Genomic DNA, 14,290 nt, shown 5'->3' on the forward strand with positions numbered 1-14,290 from the left:
TGTGCTTTCCACTAGTGCATTTTTGCAAGCGATGATCCCCCTTTATATTATGGCTTTGATTGGCTTTTTGAGTAGTAGAATGAAAATACTTCCGCCTCATGCTAAACAGATCATTACTCAATTGATGCTATACATCACTCTACCTGCATTGATTTTATTTTCTTTGGATGGCACTTTATCCTTAGATCTTTTAAAAGATCTTTATTGGCTCGTGGCGATGTCTATTTTCATAATGAGCATATCTCTTCTTGTCGGTGCATGGCTTAGGAAAAAAGCAATCTTGCCTACGGGACAAAAAAGTGTATATGAAAGTTTGATTATTTTTGGCAATCAAGGTTTTATCGGATTTGCTATTGCTTATATACTAATGGCGGAACAAGGAATTATTTATTTAACACTATTTAATATTTATTACCTTATATTAATTTGGACATATGGAATTTATATTTTTACAAAGAGTGAACCACGTATTAACTGGAAGGGGTTGTTTTTAAACCCTGGTATTCTTTCAACTTTGCTTGGATTAGGTATGTTATTTCTTCCATATAAGTGGCCTAATCCGATTTTGGATACATTTGAGAGTATTGGAAAAATGACCATACCATTATCAATGATATTAATAGGTAGTTTGTTATCAGATATAAAATGGTATGATTTCAAAACATATTGTAAAAACATCTATCTTTGGATTGCCGCTTGCTGCAAACTACTTATCCTTCCATCGTTTTTGTTAATCTTTATTTTCTTTAATGTTCCTTATCCATTAATTATTATTGCGGTGTTAACTTCTGCCATGCCAAGCGCCTCTACTACCTCTGTTTATGCACAAAAATTTAGTGCAGATGCGTCTTTTGCATCATTTGGGGTTCTGCTTACAACGATACTTTGTATTTTTACCATTCCATTACTTTATAGCCTACTACGATGGTTGCACTAAAATTCAACATGCACCTTCCAATACTGTTAATGCTACTTAAAATGATGAAAATTATTTAACCTTTAGTTCTATTTCAAGTATTTAAAGGTGAACTGGAAACAAAAAAATGAAGTGATTAAATTCAGTAATCCTTCTCTTTTACTAAATTTATTTCATCAGGCTTCAATTGCTAAAAAATGGATTAATGAAATAACACTGATTATACGTTAATTAAAAATATGACACCTGTCATATACAATCACTGACAGGTGTGAATTCTCACTCACAATTTTCCCAGATACAATAGGGTTAACGAAATTTTTTCTTCAGAGTGAGGAGACAGATCATGAATAAAAAGAGAATTCGGCTGTTAGATATTTTACGGGGATTTGCAATTGTAGGAACACTAGGTACCAATATATGGATTTTTGCCCATTTGGGAGATTTATCGTATATAACGACATATGAATATTCTTCTTGGTGGGCATTTGAAGACTTTTTAAGAATGCTAATTTTGTTTTTAGTAAATGGAAAGTTTCTTGGTCTTTTGACTATTATGTTTGGAGTCGGGCTGGAATTAAAGTATAAACAAGCATTAAGAAAAAGCAAACCTTGGCCCGCTATGTATATTTGGACATCTGTTATATTAATCACTGAAGGTTTTATTCATTTTTTACTCGTCATGGAGTATGATATTTTAATGAGTTACGGGGTTACAGCCATCATCGTATCGTTTATAATAAAAGGTGGAGACGCTATTATTTCTAAATCGATGAAGATAATCGGAAGTATCCATGCCGTATTTATTCTTTTTCTGTTAGTTGTTGCCATCCTTGGCGCTAATATGTCTTTGGGAAGTTTTTATGAAGTCACACTCCTTTATCAAAATGGAACTTGGATTGAGCAAATTCAATACCGACTCGCTAATTTCCTCATACTTAGAAGTGAAGCTATTTTGGTTATACCAATGAATATCTTTCTTTTTTTATTAGGTGTAAGACTCATGCGTTTAGGAGTTTTTGCACCGGATGAGAACGGAAAGCAGAAACGAAAAAAATTGTTTCATATAGGAATTTATGTTGGTCTGCCTTTAAACTTACTTATCTTTATTCCTGGGGGCGCATTTGACTTGCCTGTCCGATATTTATTTGCACCACTTCTTTCGCTTGGTTACCTCGCTTTAATTGCAAGAATGGTTGAAAAAAATGAAGCGTTTTGGCTCTGGAAACAATTAGAACATATGGGGAAAATGTCCTTAAGTTGCTATGTGATGCAAAATATACTCGCTTCTTGCATTTTTTATGGATGGGGGCTTGGACTTGGGGGAAATGTTAACTCAATAATGATCATTTTGATATGGATGCTTATTTCTGGTTTTCTCATGATTTTTTCGTCATGTTGGATTCAGCATTTTAAACAAGGGCCAATGGAGTCCATCCGCAAATATACTGCTAGTATCATACAGAGATAGAAATTTCACCGGAGGCTACTACCAATGATTAATAAAATATATCCTCGAGATCAAATACGAAAATATTTACTAATCGATACGTTTGCTGTTGTTATTCTAACATTCATGGTCATAACCTCGGAGTCGCCGACTAGCATAATTGTTAAACTGTTGCTTCTTATTCTATTTTACGGTTCCTTTTATTTAAGTCTTTGGTTTCGTGATTGGCGGCTTTTAATAGCGACTATTTTAGGATGTGTTTCCCTATCTTTATTAACTATTTATACGGATCATACTTTTATGTTTTTTGGATTTATTTTTGCAGAACTGTTAGGGAGAGCAAAGACGAAGGTTCATATCGGAGTTGGGATGGCGGCGATTGCAGTAATGATTATCTCCGTCCAACTGTATGAATATAAGACCTTTTCTTCTATGGATTCTTCTGTAATGCTGCTTTTGTTGCTTCTACAACTTCTGTTGCCAATTATTATTTATATAAGGGAAAAAGCTAAAACATTAGAAAGCGAGCTACATTCGGCTAATCAACAAATTGAAAAGTATATTCAAGAAGAAGAAAGACATCGAATCGCCAGAGACCTACACGACACACTTGGTCAGACTTTAACGATGATCAAGCTAAAAAGTGAACTAACTATGGTTTTGATCGATAAAAATAGTCATCAGGCAAAAGCAGAATTAAATGATATTTTAAAGACATCCAGAATTGCTCTCAAACAGGTACGTGAACTAGTAACAGATATGAAATTTGTCTCACTGGAAGAGGAGATTATTCGCTCTGGATCATTATTAAAAGAAGCAAATATTAAATTGATTGTGGAAAAAACAAAGCATCCCTTTCTCCAGAGTGTTGAAGAAACAATGCTGTCTCTTTCATTACGTGAAGCCATCACAAATACAATCAGACATAGTAAAGCAAAAGAGTGTATGATTAAAATGGATGAAAATGATGATTCCTTCAGAATTTTAATCCGTGATGATGGGATCGGGTTCAAAAACCCAACGATTGGAAATGGAATCGAGTCGATGAAGGAGCGTTTGCGAGCATTAAAAGGGAATGCAGAAATAGACAGTGCATCTGATAGAGGAACTATTGTTACGCTTATGTTGCCCAAAAACCCGGAGGAAAAGGAGAATTTGGTAGTATGATACGTATTGTGATTGCAGAAGATCAACAAATGCTTCGAGGAGCATTTACATCATTATTAAAGTTCGAGGAAGATATTGAGGTAGTAGCAGATGTGTCTGATGGACAACAAGCTTGGGAAGCCATATTAAAGTTTAAACCCGATGTTTGTATAGTTGATATCGAAATGCCGAATCTAACAGGTTTGGAGTTAGCAGAAAAGATTCGAAGTACTGGGATTAATTGCAAAATTATTATTGTTACAACCTATGGGCGTCCCGGATATTTACAAAAGGCAATGAGTGCAAAAGTGGAAGGATATTTACTAAAAGACGAACCGATTGATTATCTTATTACTTCTGTTCGTAAAGTGATGAAAGATGAGAAAGTGATCAGTGCTGACTTAGCCGCCGCCATACTTCTAAAAGAAGAAAGTCCACTTACCGAACGTGAAACCGAAGTTCTTCGTCTAACAAAAGAAGGGATGACAACGAGGGATATAACGAAGGAACTTTATTTAACAAAGGGAACGATCCGCAACTATTTATCATCTGCTATTCAAAAGTTAGAAGCTGAATCGAGACAACAAGCGGTAAATATCGCAGTAGAAAAAGGCTGGTTATAATTGAGAGTAGAAATACAGATTAAAAAAGAATGACCTTCTTGTCATTTTTTTCTTTTGTATAGTATCATATCCCTATATTACCAGCCCTCTCTGAGCATAGCCAACTTCTTCCATTGATTCCTGAACTCCAAAGATAAGCTCGTTTCGCTTTAATTTACTTTTTTTGCTGAGTCACCAAATTGACTTGAGTCCGACTCTAGCTTCTAATACTCTCCTACTTTATTTCTCAATCGATGCATATATTATTTAGTATTGCATTGATTGATGTACCAACTGGTTTAACCTCCGTATTTTTAATTCATATCGCTTTCTAACTTTTCATTTATCTCCTGCTTCCAAGTGAATGAAAGCCCAATTCCTATCGCCATAAATATTGCTGCAAAATAAAAAGGAAAATCTAAGTCTATATCAAATAAAATCCCGCCGATTACCGGTCCGAAAACATTGCCGAAACTTGTAAACATTGAATTCATACCACTTACAAAACCTTGCTCATCACCGGCAACTTTTGACAAATAAGATGTAAATGCCGGTCTCATTAGATCAAACCCGACGAATACAAACACTGTTATAAATAAGATTGAAAAATAAGCGTGGACCATCGTCATTAAAAATACGAATATACTTGAAAATATAAAACAATAACGGATTAATCGTATCTCTCCAAACTTTTTTGTTAAACGATCAAATAAGATAACTTGTGAAATTGCACCTAATACTGCGCCGCCAGTAATTATAATTGCAATATCTTTTGGTGTAAAACCAAATTTATGATCAACAAACAAACTAAATATAGAATCGAACGCCGCCAAGCCAAATGAAGATATAAAAATGATAATAAATGCAACAAAATACAACGGAGTAAACATACGCTTTAACCCTGTTCTAGTCTCTTGTATATGTCCAGCTGCTCGTCTCACTGGTTCCTTCAGCATAACAATAGAAAATATAGCTGACACTAAAGCTAATAATGCCGCAGAGAAAAACGGAACACGCGAGCCAATTTCAGCCAGAAATCCACCTATACCAGGACCGATAATAAAACCCGTTGAAATGGAAGCTGACATATATCCCAGTGCTTTCGCACGTGTTTCCATCGTCGTAATATCAGCAATAAATGCCGTAACTGCCGGCATAATAAAAGCAGCACTTATTCCTCCTAGCAATCTAGAGATAAAAAGTACTTCTACAGTTTGACCGATTCCAAATAGAAATTCCGATATACTAAAAATAATTAAACCAATCACTATCATTTTTTTTCGCCCGAAAGTATCTGCCCACCGTCCTGCTATTGGCGAAACAAGTAATTGAGCAAGAGCAAACGCGGCAACAAGATTACCTACGACAGACCCTGATAAGTGAAGTTCATTCATAATCGTCGGAAGTACCGGAATCACAAGGCCGATTCCTAAGAAAGCGATAAATAAATTTATAAGTAAAATGATGAGTGTTACCTGCTGCTTTTCCATCTGTTTTTCTCCTTTTTAAATCACATAAAAGAATTATATACTTTACGTTTTAAAAGAGTCAATAGTATAGCTATTTCCTGATTGAAAGACCCAGTAAATAATAATTTAAGGCGTTGTATCTTACACTAAAAAAGTGTAGATCCTACGCCTTTTTTGTCGCTATTTTAGTAAACAAAAAGGACACCTTTTGATAAAATTAACGTGACCAAACCATAATTTTGGAGGTGTCCTTATGTTTAAACATTATACCATGAACCAAGTAGTTTTGCCGCTAGATTTAGAAATAAGGCGCAGTAAATAGTCTACTATACCCATCTTCCACTAAATGTTGAGAGCCTGTATCCTCCCCTGGATTAATGGTTAATAATAACCTCCTATCCAGTATCTCCAAGGATCACTTGGATCTATTGGCAGATAAACAAATGACCTATTTATCTGCCATGGATAAAAATGAAATGGCTTGTCATCCGTTATTTGAACAAGTAATGCCTGAAGCTGTTACACCAGATAAATAAACAACTACTGAAGGTACAGAACTTTGAGCCGATTGATAAAAATGAACGGTTTTTTGTTCGAGAAGAAAAAGATGGAAAGCGCCTGTACATATTTTCATTTGAGGTTTCACGTTTTTATGAGGATATCGAATCCTACGAAAACAGAATAAAGCAGTTATTTGCGTGGATAGGGACTGAAAATGCCAAACTGTCCGTGGCTAAAAAATCACGAAAGAAAGAAACGACTGTAAGAAAAGTACAACAGATGCTTTCCAAGAAAAAACTAAAAACGATTATGAATATATCGGTTATTCCGATTGAACTTGAAGTATTAAAAAAGGATGGTAAACCTCGCACAGTACACAGTTTTAAAATTTGTGCTGAAGTGGATCTGGAAAAGGAAAAAGAAGTGCGAAGACGTGACGGGATTACCTGTTTTATTACCAATGAAATATCCATGGCTAAAGAAGAAGTAGTTTTCAAATATCGTGCAAAACCAAAATTGAAGAAGCTTTTCGGGAAAATGAAGTCACAACTAGCGCTTCGTTTATCTCATATGTTATGTGTTGTTATCAACACATACGGAAGATTCCTATTAACTAACTCTAAAATATTCAGAATCTCTATACTAATACATAGCTCCATTAATACAAAATATCCTCACTCCTCCCACAACCTCCTCAACTTCTTCGATTTCTTTTACCAAATAATCAAAGATAATCGAGTAATACACCCATTTTCACTGCTTTGCAGATAGAGTAGAGAATACCTTCTTCCACAGTTTCTCATCGGGGATATGTATATCTGAAGTTGTGTAAGTGGAATGGGGTGTATCCGTTGTATCGACTTTAGCATGTTTCTCCAAGTATTCTTGCTCTTTTTCGGTTTCCCTCGTCTTTTTCCGAATGAGATCAATCTGACGGTTACGAATGACGTAGTTGAAATTAATCGAGTGTGGCCCCTTAATTACTTGATTTATTATTGATGGGACACAGGGGTCTGTCCCTCTGTCCCATTACAGTTTGGATTTCTTATTTTTTCTCCTTTTCTATTTGTTCTAATTCCTCACAAAGCGTTTCCCACTTTGTTTCCAATGCTTCTTTTTCTTTATAAAGCTCTTGAAGCAGCTCAATGTCCTGAGTTTCTGAGAGCTGTTTATCTAAATGAATCATTTGATCTTCTAAATGAAGAATTTCATTCTCTAACGTTTCAAGCTTTCGCGTTTTAGTTTTTAAGACTTTCGGTCGTGTAATTTTCTTCTTATTTTCTGTACTAATCTGAACAGACTGCTCTCTGCGCTCATCCATCTTCTTCTTTGCCCATGTATAGTCACCCTCAAAAGCATGTACTGCTCTATCTTCTATCCAATAAATTTTCCTGAATAATTTATTTAAAAAATAACGGTCATGTGAAACAGCTAAAATCGTGCCTTCAAATTCCTCGAGTGCTTCCTCCAATACTTCTCTAGAATCAATATCTAAATGATTTGTTGGTTCATCTAAAATAAGCAGATTCACGTCCTGGTACATGAGCTGCGCCAATCTCAAACGCATTCTCTCACCGCCGCTTAAGGAAGAAACCTCTTGAAAAACTGCATAGCCATAGAACATAAACCTCGCTAAAATTCCTCTCGCTTCACCTTCCGTTACACTTACCTCATCTCGAAATGCTTCTAGCACTGTTTCATTCTTAAGTCCTGAAAATACATGCTGTGATAAGTAACCGATTTTTACATTACTCCCTATACGAACCTCCCCCTCATCTGCAGCAAGCTCCTGTAAGATTAATTTCAGCAAAGTTGATTTTCCTGTCCCATTTTCTCCAATGATCGCCACTCGATTCCGAAAGGCAATATGCATGTTAACTTTTTGAAATAAATTCTTATCCACAAAGCTTTTAGATACATCTTTTAACATAATTACATCCTTCCCGCTTCGTTCGGTCGCTTCAATCTCAAAGTTCATCTTCTTCCGATTCAAAATAGGACGTTTTATTTTTTCAATTCTTTCTAATGCTCTTTCCATATTCCGTGCTCTGCGATGTAAATCTGCATTTGGCGGATTGGCACGGTTCGCCCAGTCACGTAATCTTTTAATCGCTTCTTTCATCTTCTTGATTTTCTTTTGCTGCTCCTCATAATCTTGAAAAGCTTTGAGTAACCGCACTTCTTTTTCCTTCACAAACCCTGTGAAATTCGTATGATATATCGTAACCTCCCCATCCTCCATATCCAAAACTTTATTTACAACCTCATCTAGAAAATAGCGGTCATGTGAAATCACCAGGACAGTGCCAGGATATTCTTTTAGGAAATTTCCAAGCCATTCGACTGCCATTAAGTCTAAGTGATTTGTCGGCTCATCCAGTAATAATAAATCTGGCTGCTGTAACAGCATTAATCCTAAACCTACCTTCGTTTTCTCTCCTCCGCTCAACTTGGAAAAAGACTGTTCAACTAAATGCTTCATATTTAAACCATGCACAATTTTTTCGATATTCGCTTCGATTTCATAACCGCCATTTACTGCAAACTCATCCTGCAGGGCACCATATTCAACCACAAGCTTTTGCAGCTTATCATCATCCGTTTCACTTGCCATATCTCTTTCAAGTTTTTTCATTTTAGCTTCAACTATTAGCAGATCAGCAAACGCTGTTTTCAACACATCCTTTGTCGCTGTTGTATCCTGATAATCTGAAATTTGTGATAAATAACCAATTACAGCACCCTTTTTCCAATGAATTTTACCAGCATCAGGGGGTTCTTCTCCGGCAAGCAAACGGATAAGCGTTGTCTTTCCGCTCCCGTTTCGACCAACCAGACCAACACGCTCTTTAGCTTTTATTTCAAATGTCATATTTTCAAAAATGGCATTGCCGCCATACATCTTTGCTATTTGATTTACACTGCATATAATCATTATTTTTCCTCCAATTTAAAAAGCCATGAGAAGACATACTCCCATGGCTAACCAAATATTTTCCAACAAAAAGGAGCACATGAAAATGTGCTCCTTTACACGTTTATTATGGGTTAAGAGATGTTTTCACTGTTTTAGATTTCTATTTAGTTGTTAAAAAAGGACACACGTATCCCGTTAACAGCAAAAATAGAAATTTCAGCACGGCATAAATAAAGGAATTCCATCCAATTTGCGCGCTCTAAAACAGCTTGATTCAACATCATACCCACCCCCGTTTCAATAAAGTTAGGTTTATTTTAACATTTGTAAGAATTTTATGCAATCCCTAATATATTCTAAGATTTCATCACCGTACTATAAGAATAACCTTCTAGAATCTTTAATCATTAAATAAGAAATTTACTATAAAATGTCTTGCAAGGCCATATTTAGTGTTTCATAGGTAAAATTGTAACCTTCTCGTTCTAATCGTTCTGGAAGCACCCACCGACTTTTTAATACCAATTCTGTTTCTGTCCGAATTAGAAATGATCCAATCTTCAGCACCCATTTGGGAGAAGATAAACCGAATGGGACATTCATCGTTTTTCTTAGTATTCCCATTAGTTCGCGATTACTGACAGGTTCAGGTGAAGAACAATTAAAAACTCCACTTAGCTCTTCCTTTTCTTTCAGAAAGTTAACGATTTTAAATAAATCCTCGATATGTATCCAGCTAAACATTTGATTTCCCTTTCCCTGAACACCACCAAGTCCAAATCTCACTAAATTTCGATAAGGTATGATTACTCCGCCGCCCTTGCCTAATACAATAGCTACGCGTAAGGCAATTTGTCTTGTTTTTGGTAAATCAAATGAAAAGAATGTTTTCTCCCAGTTTGTTGCAACATTAACCGAGAATCCTGAACCAATCTCCCCTCCATCTTCTGTCATCGGACGGTCTTCTGCATGTCGATAAATGGTTGCCGTACTGGAATTCATCCAGATTGCAGGGGGATTATCACATGCCAGTATCGTCTCTCCAAGTATTGTAGTTGTCCTAATCCTGGAGTTCATAATTTCATTCTTATTTGCTTCATTATAGCGACAATTTACAGTTTTGCCCGCAAGATTGATAAGAAGTTCAGCATCTTCTAATGCCTCTATAATGGCAAATGTATCATCCCAGGAAATATGCTGCTCTTGCCGCGATATAATAATCACCTCATAGCCTAATTCTTTAAACCTTCTTTCAAAATATTCACCAATAAAACCTGTCCCTCCAGCTAAAACTATCTTTTTCATAGAAAAACTCCAATCTACATTAAAGTCGGTTCTCCTTGCCTATTATCGCTTTACTTTTTATTCATGATAGTCTTTGATAAGTTTAAAGCAGCTTCCTCACAGCCGTCGTCCAATAACTTTAGTTCTCCTAGCAGCAGAATGACATTTCAATAAAAACAATTGCTTTGACTTCTCTAGCCTTTATGCAATATTTTAACCTTACTACTCAAACTCTTCAAACCTCCCCTCAAAATTACTTAGAAACTTCATTTTACTTTTCAGTTACCAACTGCTTCCAGTATAATAGATTTATATATTTTTTTAAAATTTGGAATTGAGAGGAATCGTATGCTTAATAAGGTACGAAGCTTTCAGACGAGAAACCTGGTGAATTTACGGAAAACGTAAAATCGATGTAGAACCAGTATTCGGTTTCCTGGAGGCTAATTTGGGTTTCACTCGTTTTTCCGTTAGAGGAAAACAGAAAGTGAAAAATGAATTAGCAATTGCATTGATAGCGGTGAACTTGAGAAAAAACGCCGCCATGAATGGTAAAATAGTGGCGGAAGATGGAAAAACTCCACAAAAAAGGTTCCAAGCAAATTTTTTATTGCTTGGAACCTTTTTATTTACTATTTTTGACTAGTTATATCCCTGCCTCTTTAAAGTATTTTAAACTATAGAACCTCCGCACGAACATGCTGGGTGGCAGATAATGATGCTGAGTCACGAGTACTACATGCTGAGTGGCGAATAAAGATGCTGAGTCGCGTGCTCTACATGCCGAGTGTGCGTGACTCACTTACATCGTTATTATATTATACACTAACAGTTTCCATGTCCCGCTTCGCCATTTGCTCAGTATATGGTTTTCGTTTCATAATCCGAGCGAGAATTTCTTCAACATAAATGGAAAAATCGAGTTGCGTACGGTGCCTTGGTCTTGGTAAATTAATTTTCTGATCTAAGCTGATAATCTCATCTTCTATTAGTAGAACACGATCTGCAATTGCTACTGCTTCTTCTACATCGTGTGTCACTAATACTGCTGTAAATCCTCTATCCTTCCATAGTTCTTCAATCAAATCCTGCATTTCAATTCGAGTCAAAGCATCCAAAGCTCCTAACGGCTCATCTAACAGTAACAACTCAGGGTCATGAACTAAAGCTCGAGCAAGAGCAACACGTTGTTTTTGTCCGCCTGATAATTTCCTAGGCCAGTCATAAAGCCGATCCCCTAACCCAACATGTTGAAGTGTTTCGATCGCTTTTTTCTCCTCTTCTTTAGGAAGGGCAATCCTAATATTGTCTATCACGCGCTTCCAAGGGAGTAAACGTCCATCTTGAAACATAATTCTAGAATATTTATTTAAGCTAGATAGTGCTGTGCCATTCATCTTAATTATTCCTTCACTTGTTTGTTCTAATCCTGCAATTAATCTGAGCAACGTACTTTTGCCACATCCGCTCTTACCAACAACAGCGATAAATTCTCCCCTTTCAATTTGAAGATTGATTCTTTTTAATACTGATCGATCAGAAAAACTTTTACTTACTCCTTCAAGTGATACATGTGTTTTTTCTACCATTCGTTTTTCTAATTGTTCCATTTAAGCAATCTCTCCTCAAAGTATTTCGCAATGATATCAGATAACTTTCCAAATAAAGCATATAGAACGATACTTAAAACTATTACATCCATCTGCATAAATTCCCTGGCATTCATCGCCATATATCCAATTCCTGCATGTGTTGAAATTGTTTCTGCTACGATAAGAGTTAGCCACATGACACCTAATGAAAAACGGATACCTACTAATATCGATGACATTGCCCCAGGGAGTATCACGATAAAAAATAACGCTTTTCCTTTTAAACCATACGCTCTTCCCATCTCAATTAAATCCTTATCAACCGACTTAATTCCGTGATACGTATTAATATATATTGGGAATAAAACACCTAGTGCAACTAAAAATATTTTTGACGTTTCATCAATACCAAACCATAAAATGACTAGCGGGATTAAAGCTAAATGTGGAATATTCCTTAACATCTGAATAGAAGTATCAAAAAGTAGTTCCGAATACTTCGATATTCCATTAAATAATCCCAAGAAGAACCCAATGCTTCCCCCAATTAAAAAACCAGTTAATGCTCTTCCTAAACTTACTAATATATGTTCATACAATTCACCTGTTGACAATAGGGTAATTGCCGCTTGCAATACTTCAAGAGGTGCTGGCAATATTCTTTGTGGAATGATACCGACCCAGGATAAATATTGCCAACATACTAATAACAACATCGGTACAAGCCATGGAATAAGTTGTTTGTTTGACCCTTTTATACTGGGTAGCATTTTTAGCCCTCCTTTTACTTCATTACTTCGTTTACATCAATTTTTGTTGGGATAATCTCCAATTCGTAAAATAAATTAGCTATATTTTGTTGTTCCTGAATAATCTCTTCATTGATCTCATCAATCCCATAATATCGTCTTTCGACTGCAAGCCTGATAGAATCTTCTTCAATATTTAATAATGGAGCAAGCATGGCAACTAATTCATCATGATTCTCGTTTGCCCAATCGGAGGACTTTGCCAATTCCTCAATAATAATTTTTCCGATTTCTTCATGATTTTTCGCAAAATCTTCTGTTGCAATAAAAAAATCTCTATCTGTCGTTAACCCCTCTCCATCAGTTAGTAATACACCATCTGAATGAAGTTCTGTTGATGCTGTAAATGGATCCCAAACAACCATGGCATCTACATTTCCTTGTTCAAATGCTACTCGTGCATCACCAGGTTGTAAAAACGCAGGTGTGATGTCAGAGTAATCAATCCCCGCTTCTTCTAAAGCTTTTACAATTAAATAATGGGAGCTAGAACCTTTAGCAAAACTAATTTTCTTGTTTTTTAAATCTTTAAGTGACTTTATATCTGAATCTTTTGGTACTAATATTCCACTACCTTTATATTTGGGTTTTCCTGCCGCTAGTGTTTTAAATGGTGTATCGGCAGCTTGAGCAAAAATAACAGGCGTATTTCCGGTCCTTCCAACATCAATACTTCCAGCATTCAATGCCTCAACTAGAGCTGGTCCGGCTTGAAATTCGTGCCACTCGACTTTGTATCCTAATGGTTCAAGATTTTCCTCAAGTGTTCCAAGGCCTTTTAAAATAACGAAGGGACAATTTTTTTGATACCCGATACGAACAACTTTTTCTTCGTCTGTATTTGCTGAAGGTTCTTCATTGTCATTTCCACATGCTGATAAAACTGCCACTAACAACAGTAAAAAACTTGCAAACAACAGTAAACTTTTTCTCATATTCCCTAGTCCATCCTTTTATAAGTTTTTAAAGATCTAACTGATTTTAGCCTATGTATGAATAATTTGTAGGTTCCTGTCCGCTGTAAAATTTTCGAATTCATATTTTTTAAATTTATAGGAAAAACTAAACTAACTAGAATAGTACAGGAGGAAATTTCACCATATGTTAAATCAAAATCAGCAGGTTGAACCTTTTCATTCCGGAGAAGTTTATCATCTTTGGACATTTTTATTACGTACAAAAGAATACTTAGTTACATTACAAGTCTTAAATAACCATACCGGAGATGAAGATTTAAAAAATTTTCTAGACGATATTTATGAAAATGGCTATACACCAGAGGAGGAACAGGTTGAAAACATTTTAAAAAATGCCGGGATTCGCTTACCTCCTGCACCACCAGATCGTCCAAATGTGGAAGTAGAAGACATTCCTGCAGGAGCTAGATTTAATGATCCGGAAATTGCCCGTCTAGTTCAAAGGGAATTAATGGTGAGTAAAATGACTTGTAGCCTTATCATGGGAATTTGTGTACATGAAGATATCAAAAGTCTATTCGGTGAGTTTCATACACTAAAAGAAGAATACGATCTTAAATTAGCAAAACTGAGTAAAGAAAAAGGCTGGACAATTTCTCCACCAATAAACATAAAATAAAATTCAGG

At 35.8% G+C, this 14,290-nt stretch carries 12 protein-coding genes and 2 pseudogenes; 7 read left to right on the forward strand and 7 right to left on the reverse strand.

The window, feature by feature from the left end:
• Position 1: 1 nt before the first annotated feature.
• The 4 genes from SPD89_RS07950 (at position 2) to SPD89_RS07965 (ending at position 4,135) form a co-directional block, all read left to right on the forward strand.
• Positions 2–937, forward strand: a complete 936-nt coding sequence (locus SPD89_RS07950) for an AEC family transporter (protein ID WP_336261425.1) — start codon at positions 2–4, stop codon at positions 935–937.
• Between the two features lie 325 nt (positions 938–1,262).
• Positions 1,263–2,387 (forward strand): DUF418 domain-containing protein, encoded by a 1,125-nt coding sequence (locus SPD89_RS07955; RefSeq protein WP_336261426.1) that lies wholly within the window; start codon positions 1,263–1,265, stop codon positions 2,385–2,387.
• 24 nt (positions 2,388–2,411) lie between these two features.
• Positions 2,412–3,533: a sensor histidine kinase gene (locus SPD89_RS07960; protein WP_336261427.1), complete on the forward strand. Its 1,122-nt coding sequence runs from the start codon at positions 2,412–2,414 to the stop codon at positions 3,531–3,533.
• Positions 3,530–4,135 (forward strand): response regulator transcription factor, encoded by a 606-nt coding sequence (locus SPD89_RS07965; protein ID WP_336261428.1) that lies wholly within the window; start codon positions 3,530–3,532, stop codon positions 4,133–4,135. The genes SPD89_RS07960 and SPD89_RS07965 overlap by 4 nt, the downstream gene beginning before the upstream one ends.
• Positions 4,136–4,428: 293 nt before the next feature.
• On the opposite strand, the gene SPD89_RS07970 is transcribed toward SPD89_RS07965, so the two are convergent.
• Positions 4,429–5,604, reverse strand: a complete 1,176-nt coding sequence (locus SPD89_RS07970; RefSeq protein WP_336261429.1) for an MFS transporter — start codon at positions 5,602–5,604, stop codon at positions 4,429–4,431.
• Positions 5,605–5,987: 383 nt separating this feature from the next.
• On the opposite strand from SPD89_RS07970, the pseudogene SPD89_RS22960 reads away from it, so the two are divergent.
• Positions 5,988–6,645 (forward strand): annotated as a pseudogene (locus SPD89_RS22960) (IS1634 family transposase); the annotation flags it as partial.
• A gap of 484 nt (positions 6,646–7,129) precedes the next feature.
• Here the strand turns inward: SPD89_RS22960 and abc-f are convergent.
• The 3 genes from abc-f to SPD89_RS07990 form a co-directional block, all read right to left on the reverse strand.
• Positions 7,130–9,019 (reverse strand): ribosomal protection-like ABC-F family protein, encoded by a 1,890-nt coding sequence (abc-f, locus tag SPD89_RS07980; RefSeq protein WP_336261431.1) that lies wholly within the window; start codon positions 9,017–9,019, stop codon positions 7,130–7,132.
• Positions 9,020–9,165: 146 nt separating this feature from the next.
• Positions 9,166–9,285, reverse strand: a complete 120-nt coding sequence (locus SPD89_RS07985) for an RAxF-45 family protein (RefSeq protein ID WP_336261432.1) — start codon at positions 9,283–9,285, stop codon at positions 9,166–9,168.
• A 139-nt stretch (positions 9,286–9,424) separates the two neighbouring features.
• On the reverse strand, positions 9,425–10,306 hold the full coding sequence (locus SPD89_RS07990; RefSeq protein WP_336261433.1) for a TIGR01777 family oxidoreductase: 882 nt from the start codon (positions 10,304–10,306) through the stop codon (positions 9,425–9,427).
• 370 nt (positions 10,307–10,676) lie between these two features.
• On the opposite strand from SPD89_RS07990, the pseudogene SPD89_RS22965 reads away from it, so the two are divergent.
• Positions 10,677–10,931: pseudogene (locus SPD89_RS22965) on the forward strand (transposase); the annotation flags it as partial.
• A 172-nt stretch (positions 10,932–11,103) separates the two neighbouring features.
• Here SPD89_RS22965 and SPD89_RS08000 read toward each other — a convergent pair.
• Genes SPD89_RS08000 through SPD89_RS08010 form a run of 3 tightly spaced genes read right to left on the reverse strand, consistent with a single transcriptional unit; the run spans position 11,104 to position 13,621 of the window.
• Complete coding sequence (locus SPD89_RS08000; protein ID WP_336261434.1) at positions 11,104–11,895, reverse strand: ATP-binding cassette domain-containing protein; 792 nt, start codon at positions 11,893–11,895, stop codon at positions 11,104–11,106.
• Positions 11,883–12,647, reverse strand: coding sequence for an aliphatic sulfonate ABC transporter permease SsuC (ssuC, locus tag SPD89_RS08005; protein ID WP_336261435.1), 765 nt, complete (start codon positions 12,645–12,647; stop codon positions 11,883–11,885). The genes SPD89_RS08000 and ssuC overlap by 13 nt, the downstream gene beginning before the upstream one ends.
• 14 nt (positions 12,648–12,661) lie before the next feature.
• Positions 12,662–13,621 carry an aliphatic sulfonate ABC transporter substrate-binding protein gene (locus SPD89_RS08010; protein WP_336261436.1) on the reverse strand — a complete coding sequence of 320 codons (960 nt, stop codon included), beginning with the start codon at positions 13,619–13,621 and terminating at the stop codon, positions 12,662–12,664.
• A 166-nt stretch (positions 13,622–13,787) separates the two neighbouring features.
• Here SPD89_RS08010 and SPD89_RS08015 point away from each other — a divergent pair, with 166 nt between their 5' ends.
• Positions 13,788–14,282, forward strand: coding sequence for a DUF3231 family protein (locus tag SPD89_RS08015; RefSeq protein WP_336261437.1), 495 nt, complete (start codon positions 13,788–13,790; stop codon positions 14,280–14,282).
• Positions 14,283–14,290: the final 8 nt, after the last annotated feature.

Source organism: Pseudogracilibacillus sp. SO30301A (assembly GCF_037072025.1).
Lineage (GTDB): Bacteria > Bacillota > Bacilli > Bacillales > Amphibacillaceae > Pseudogracilibacillus.

Excerpts from the sequence above, each read along its gene's own strand:
- SPD89_RS07970 (WP_336261429.1), bottom strand. The coding sequence starts at position 5,604 with ATGGAAAAGCAGCAGGTAACACTCATCATTTTACTTATAAATTTATTT.
- SPD89_RS07985 (WP_336261432.1), bottom strand. The coding sequence starts at position 9,285 with ATGATGTTGAATCAAGCTGTTTTAGAGCGCGCAAATTGGATGGAATTC.
- SPD89_RS07960 (WP_336261427.1), top strand. The coding sequence starts at position 2,412 with ATGATTAATAAAATATATCCTCGAGATCAAATACGAAAATATTTACTA.
- SPD89_RS08000 (WP_336261434.1), bottom strand. The coding sequence starts at position 11,895 with ATGGAACAATTAGAAAAACGAATGGTAGAAAAAACACATGTATCACTT.
- ssuC (WP_336261435.1), bottom strand. The coding sequence starts at position 12,647 with ATGCTACCCAGTATAAAAGGGTCAAACAAACAACTTATTCCATGGCTT.
- SPD89_RS08010 (WP_336261436.1), bottom strand. The coding sequence starts at position 13,621 with ATGAGAAAAAGTTTACTGTTGTTTGCAAGTTTTTTACTGTTGTTAGTG.
- SPD89_RS07965 (WP_336261428.1), top strand. The coding sequence starts at position 3,530 with ATGATACGTATTGTGATTGCAGAAGATCAACAAATGCTTCGAGGAGCA.
- SPD89_RS08015 (WP_336261437.1), top strand. The coding sequence starts at position 13,788 with ATGTTAAATCAAAATCAGCAGGTTGAACCTTTTCATTCCGGAGAAGTT.
- abc-f (WP_336261431.1), bottom strand. The coding sequence starts at position 9,019 with ATGATTATATGCAGTGTAAATCAAATAGCAAAGATGTATGGCGGCAAT.
- SPD89_RS07955 (WP_336261426.1), top strand. The coding sequence starts at position 1,263 with ATGAATAAAAAGAGAATTCGGCTGTTAGATATTTTACGGGGATTTGCA.
- SPD89_RS07990 (WP_336261433.1), bottom strand. The coding sequence starts at position 10,306 with ATGAAAAAGATAGTTTTAGCTGGAGGGACAGGTTTTATTGGTGAATAT.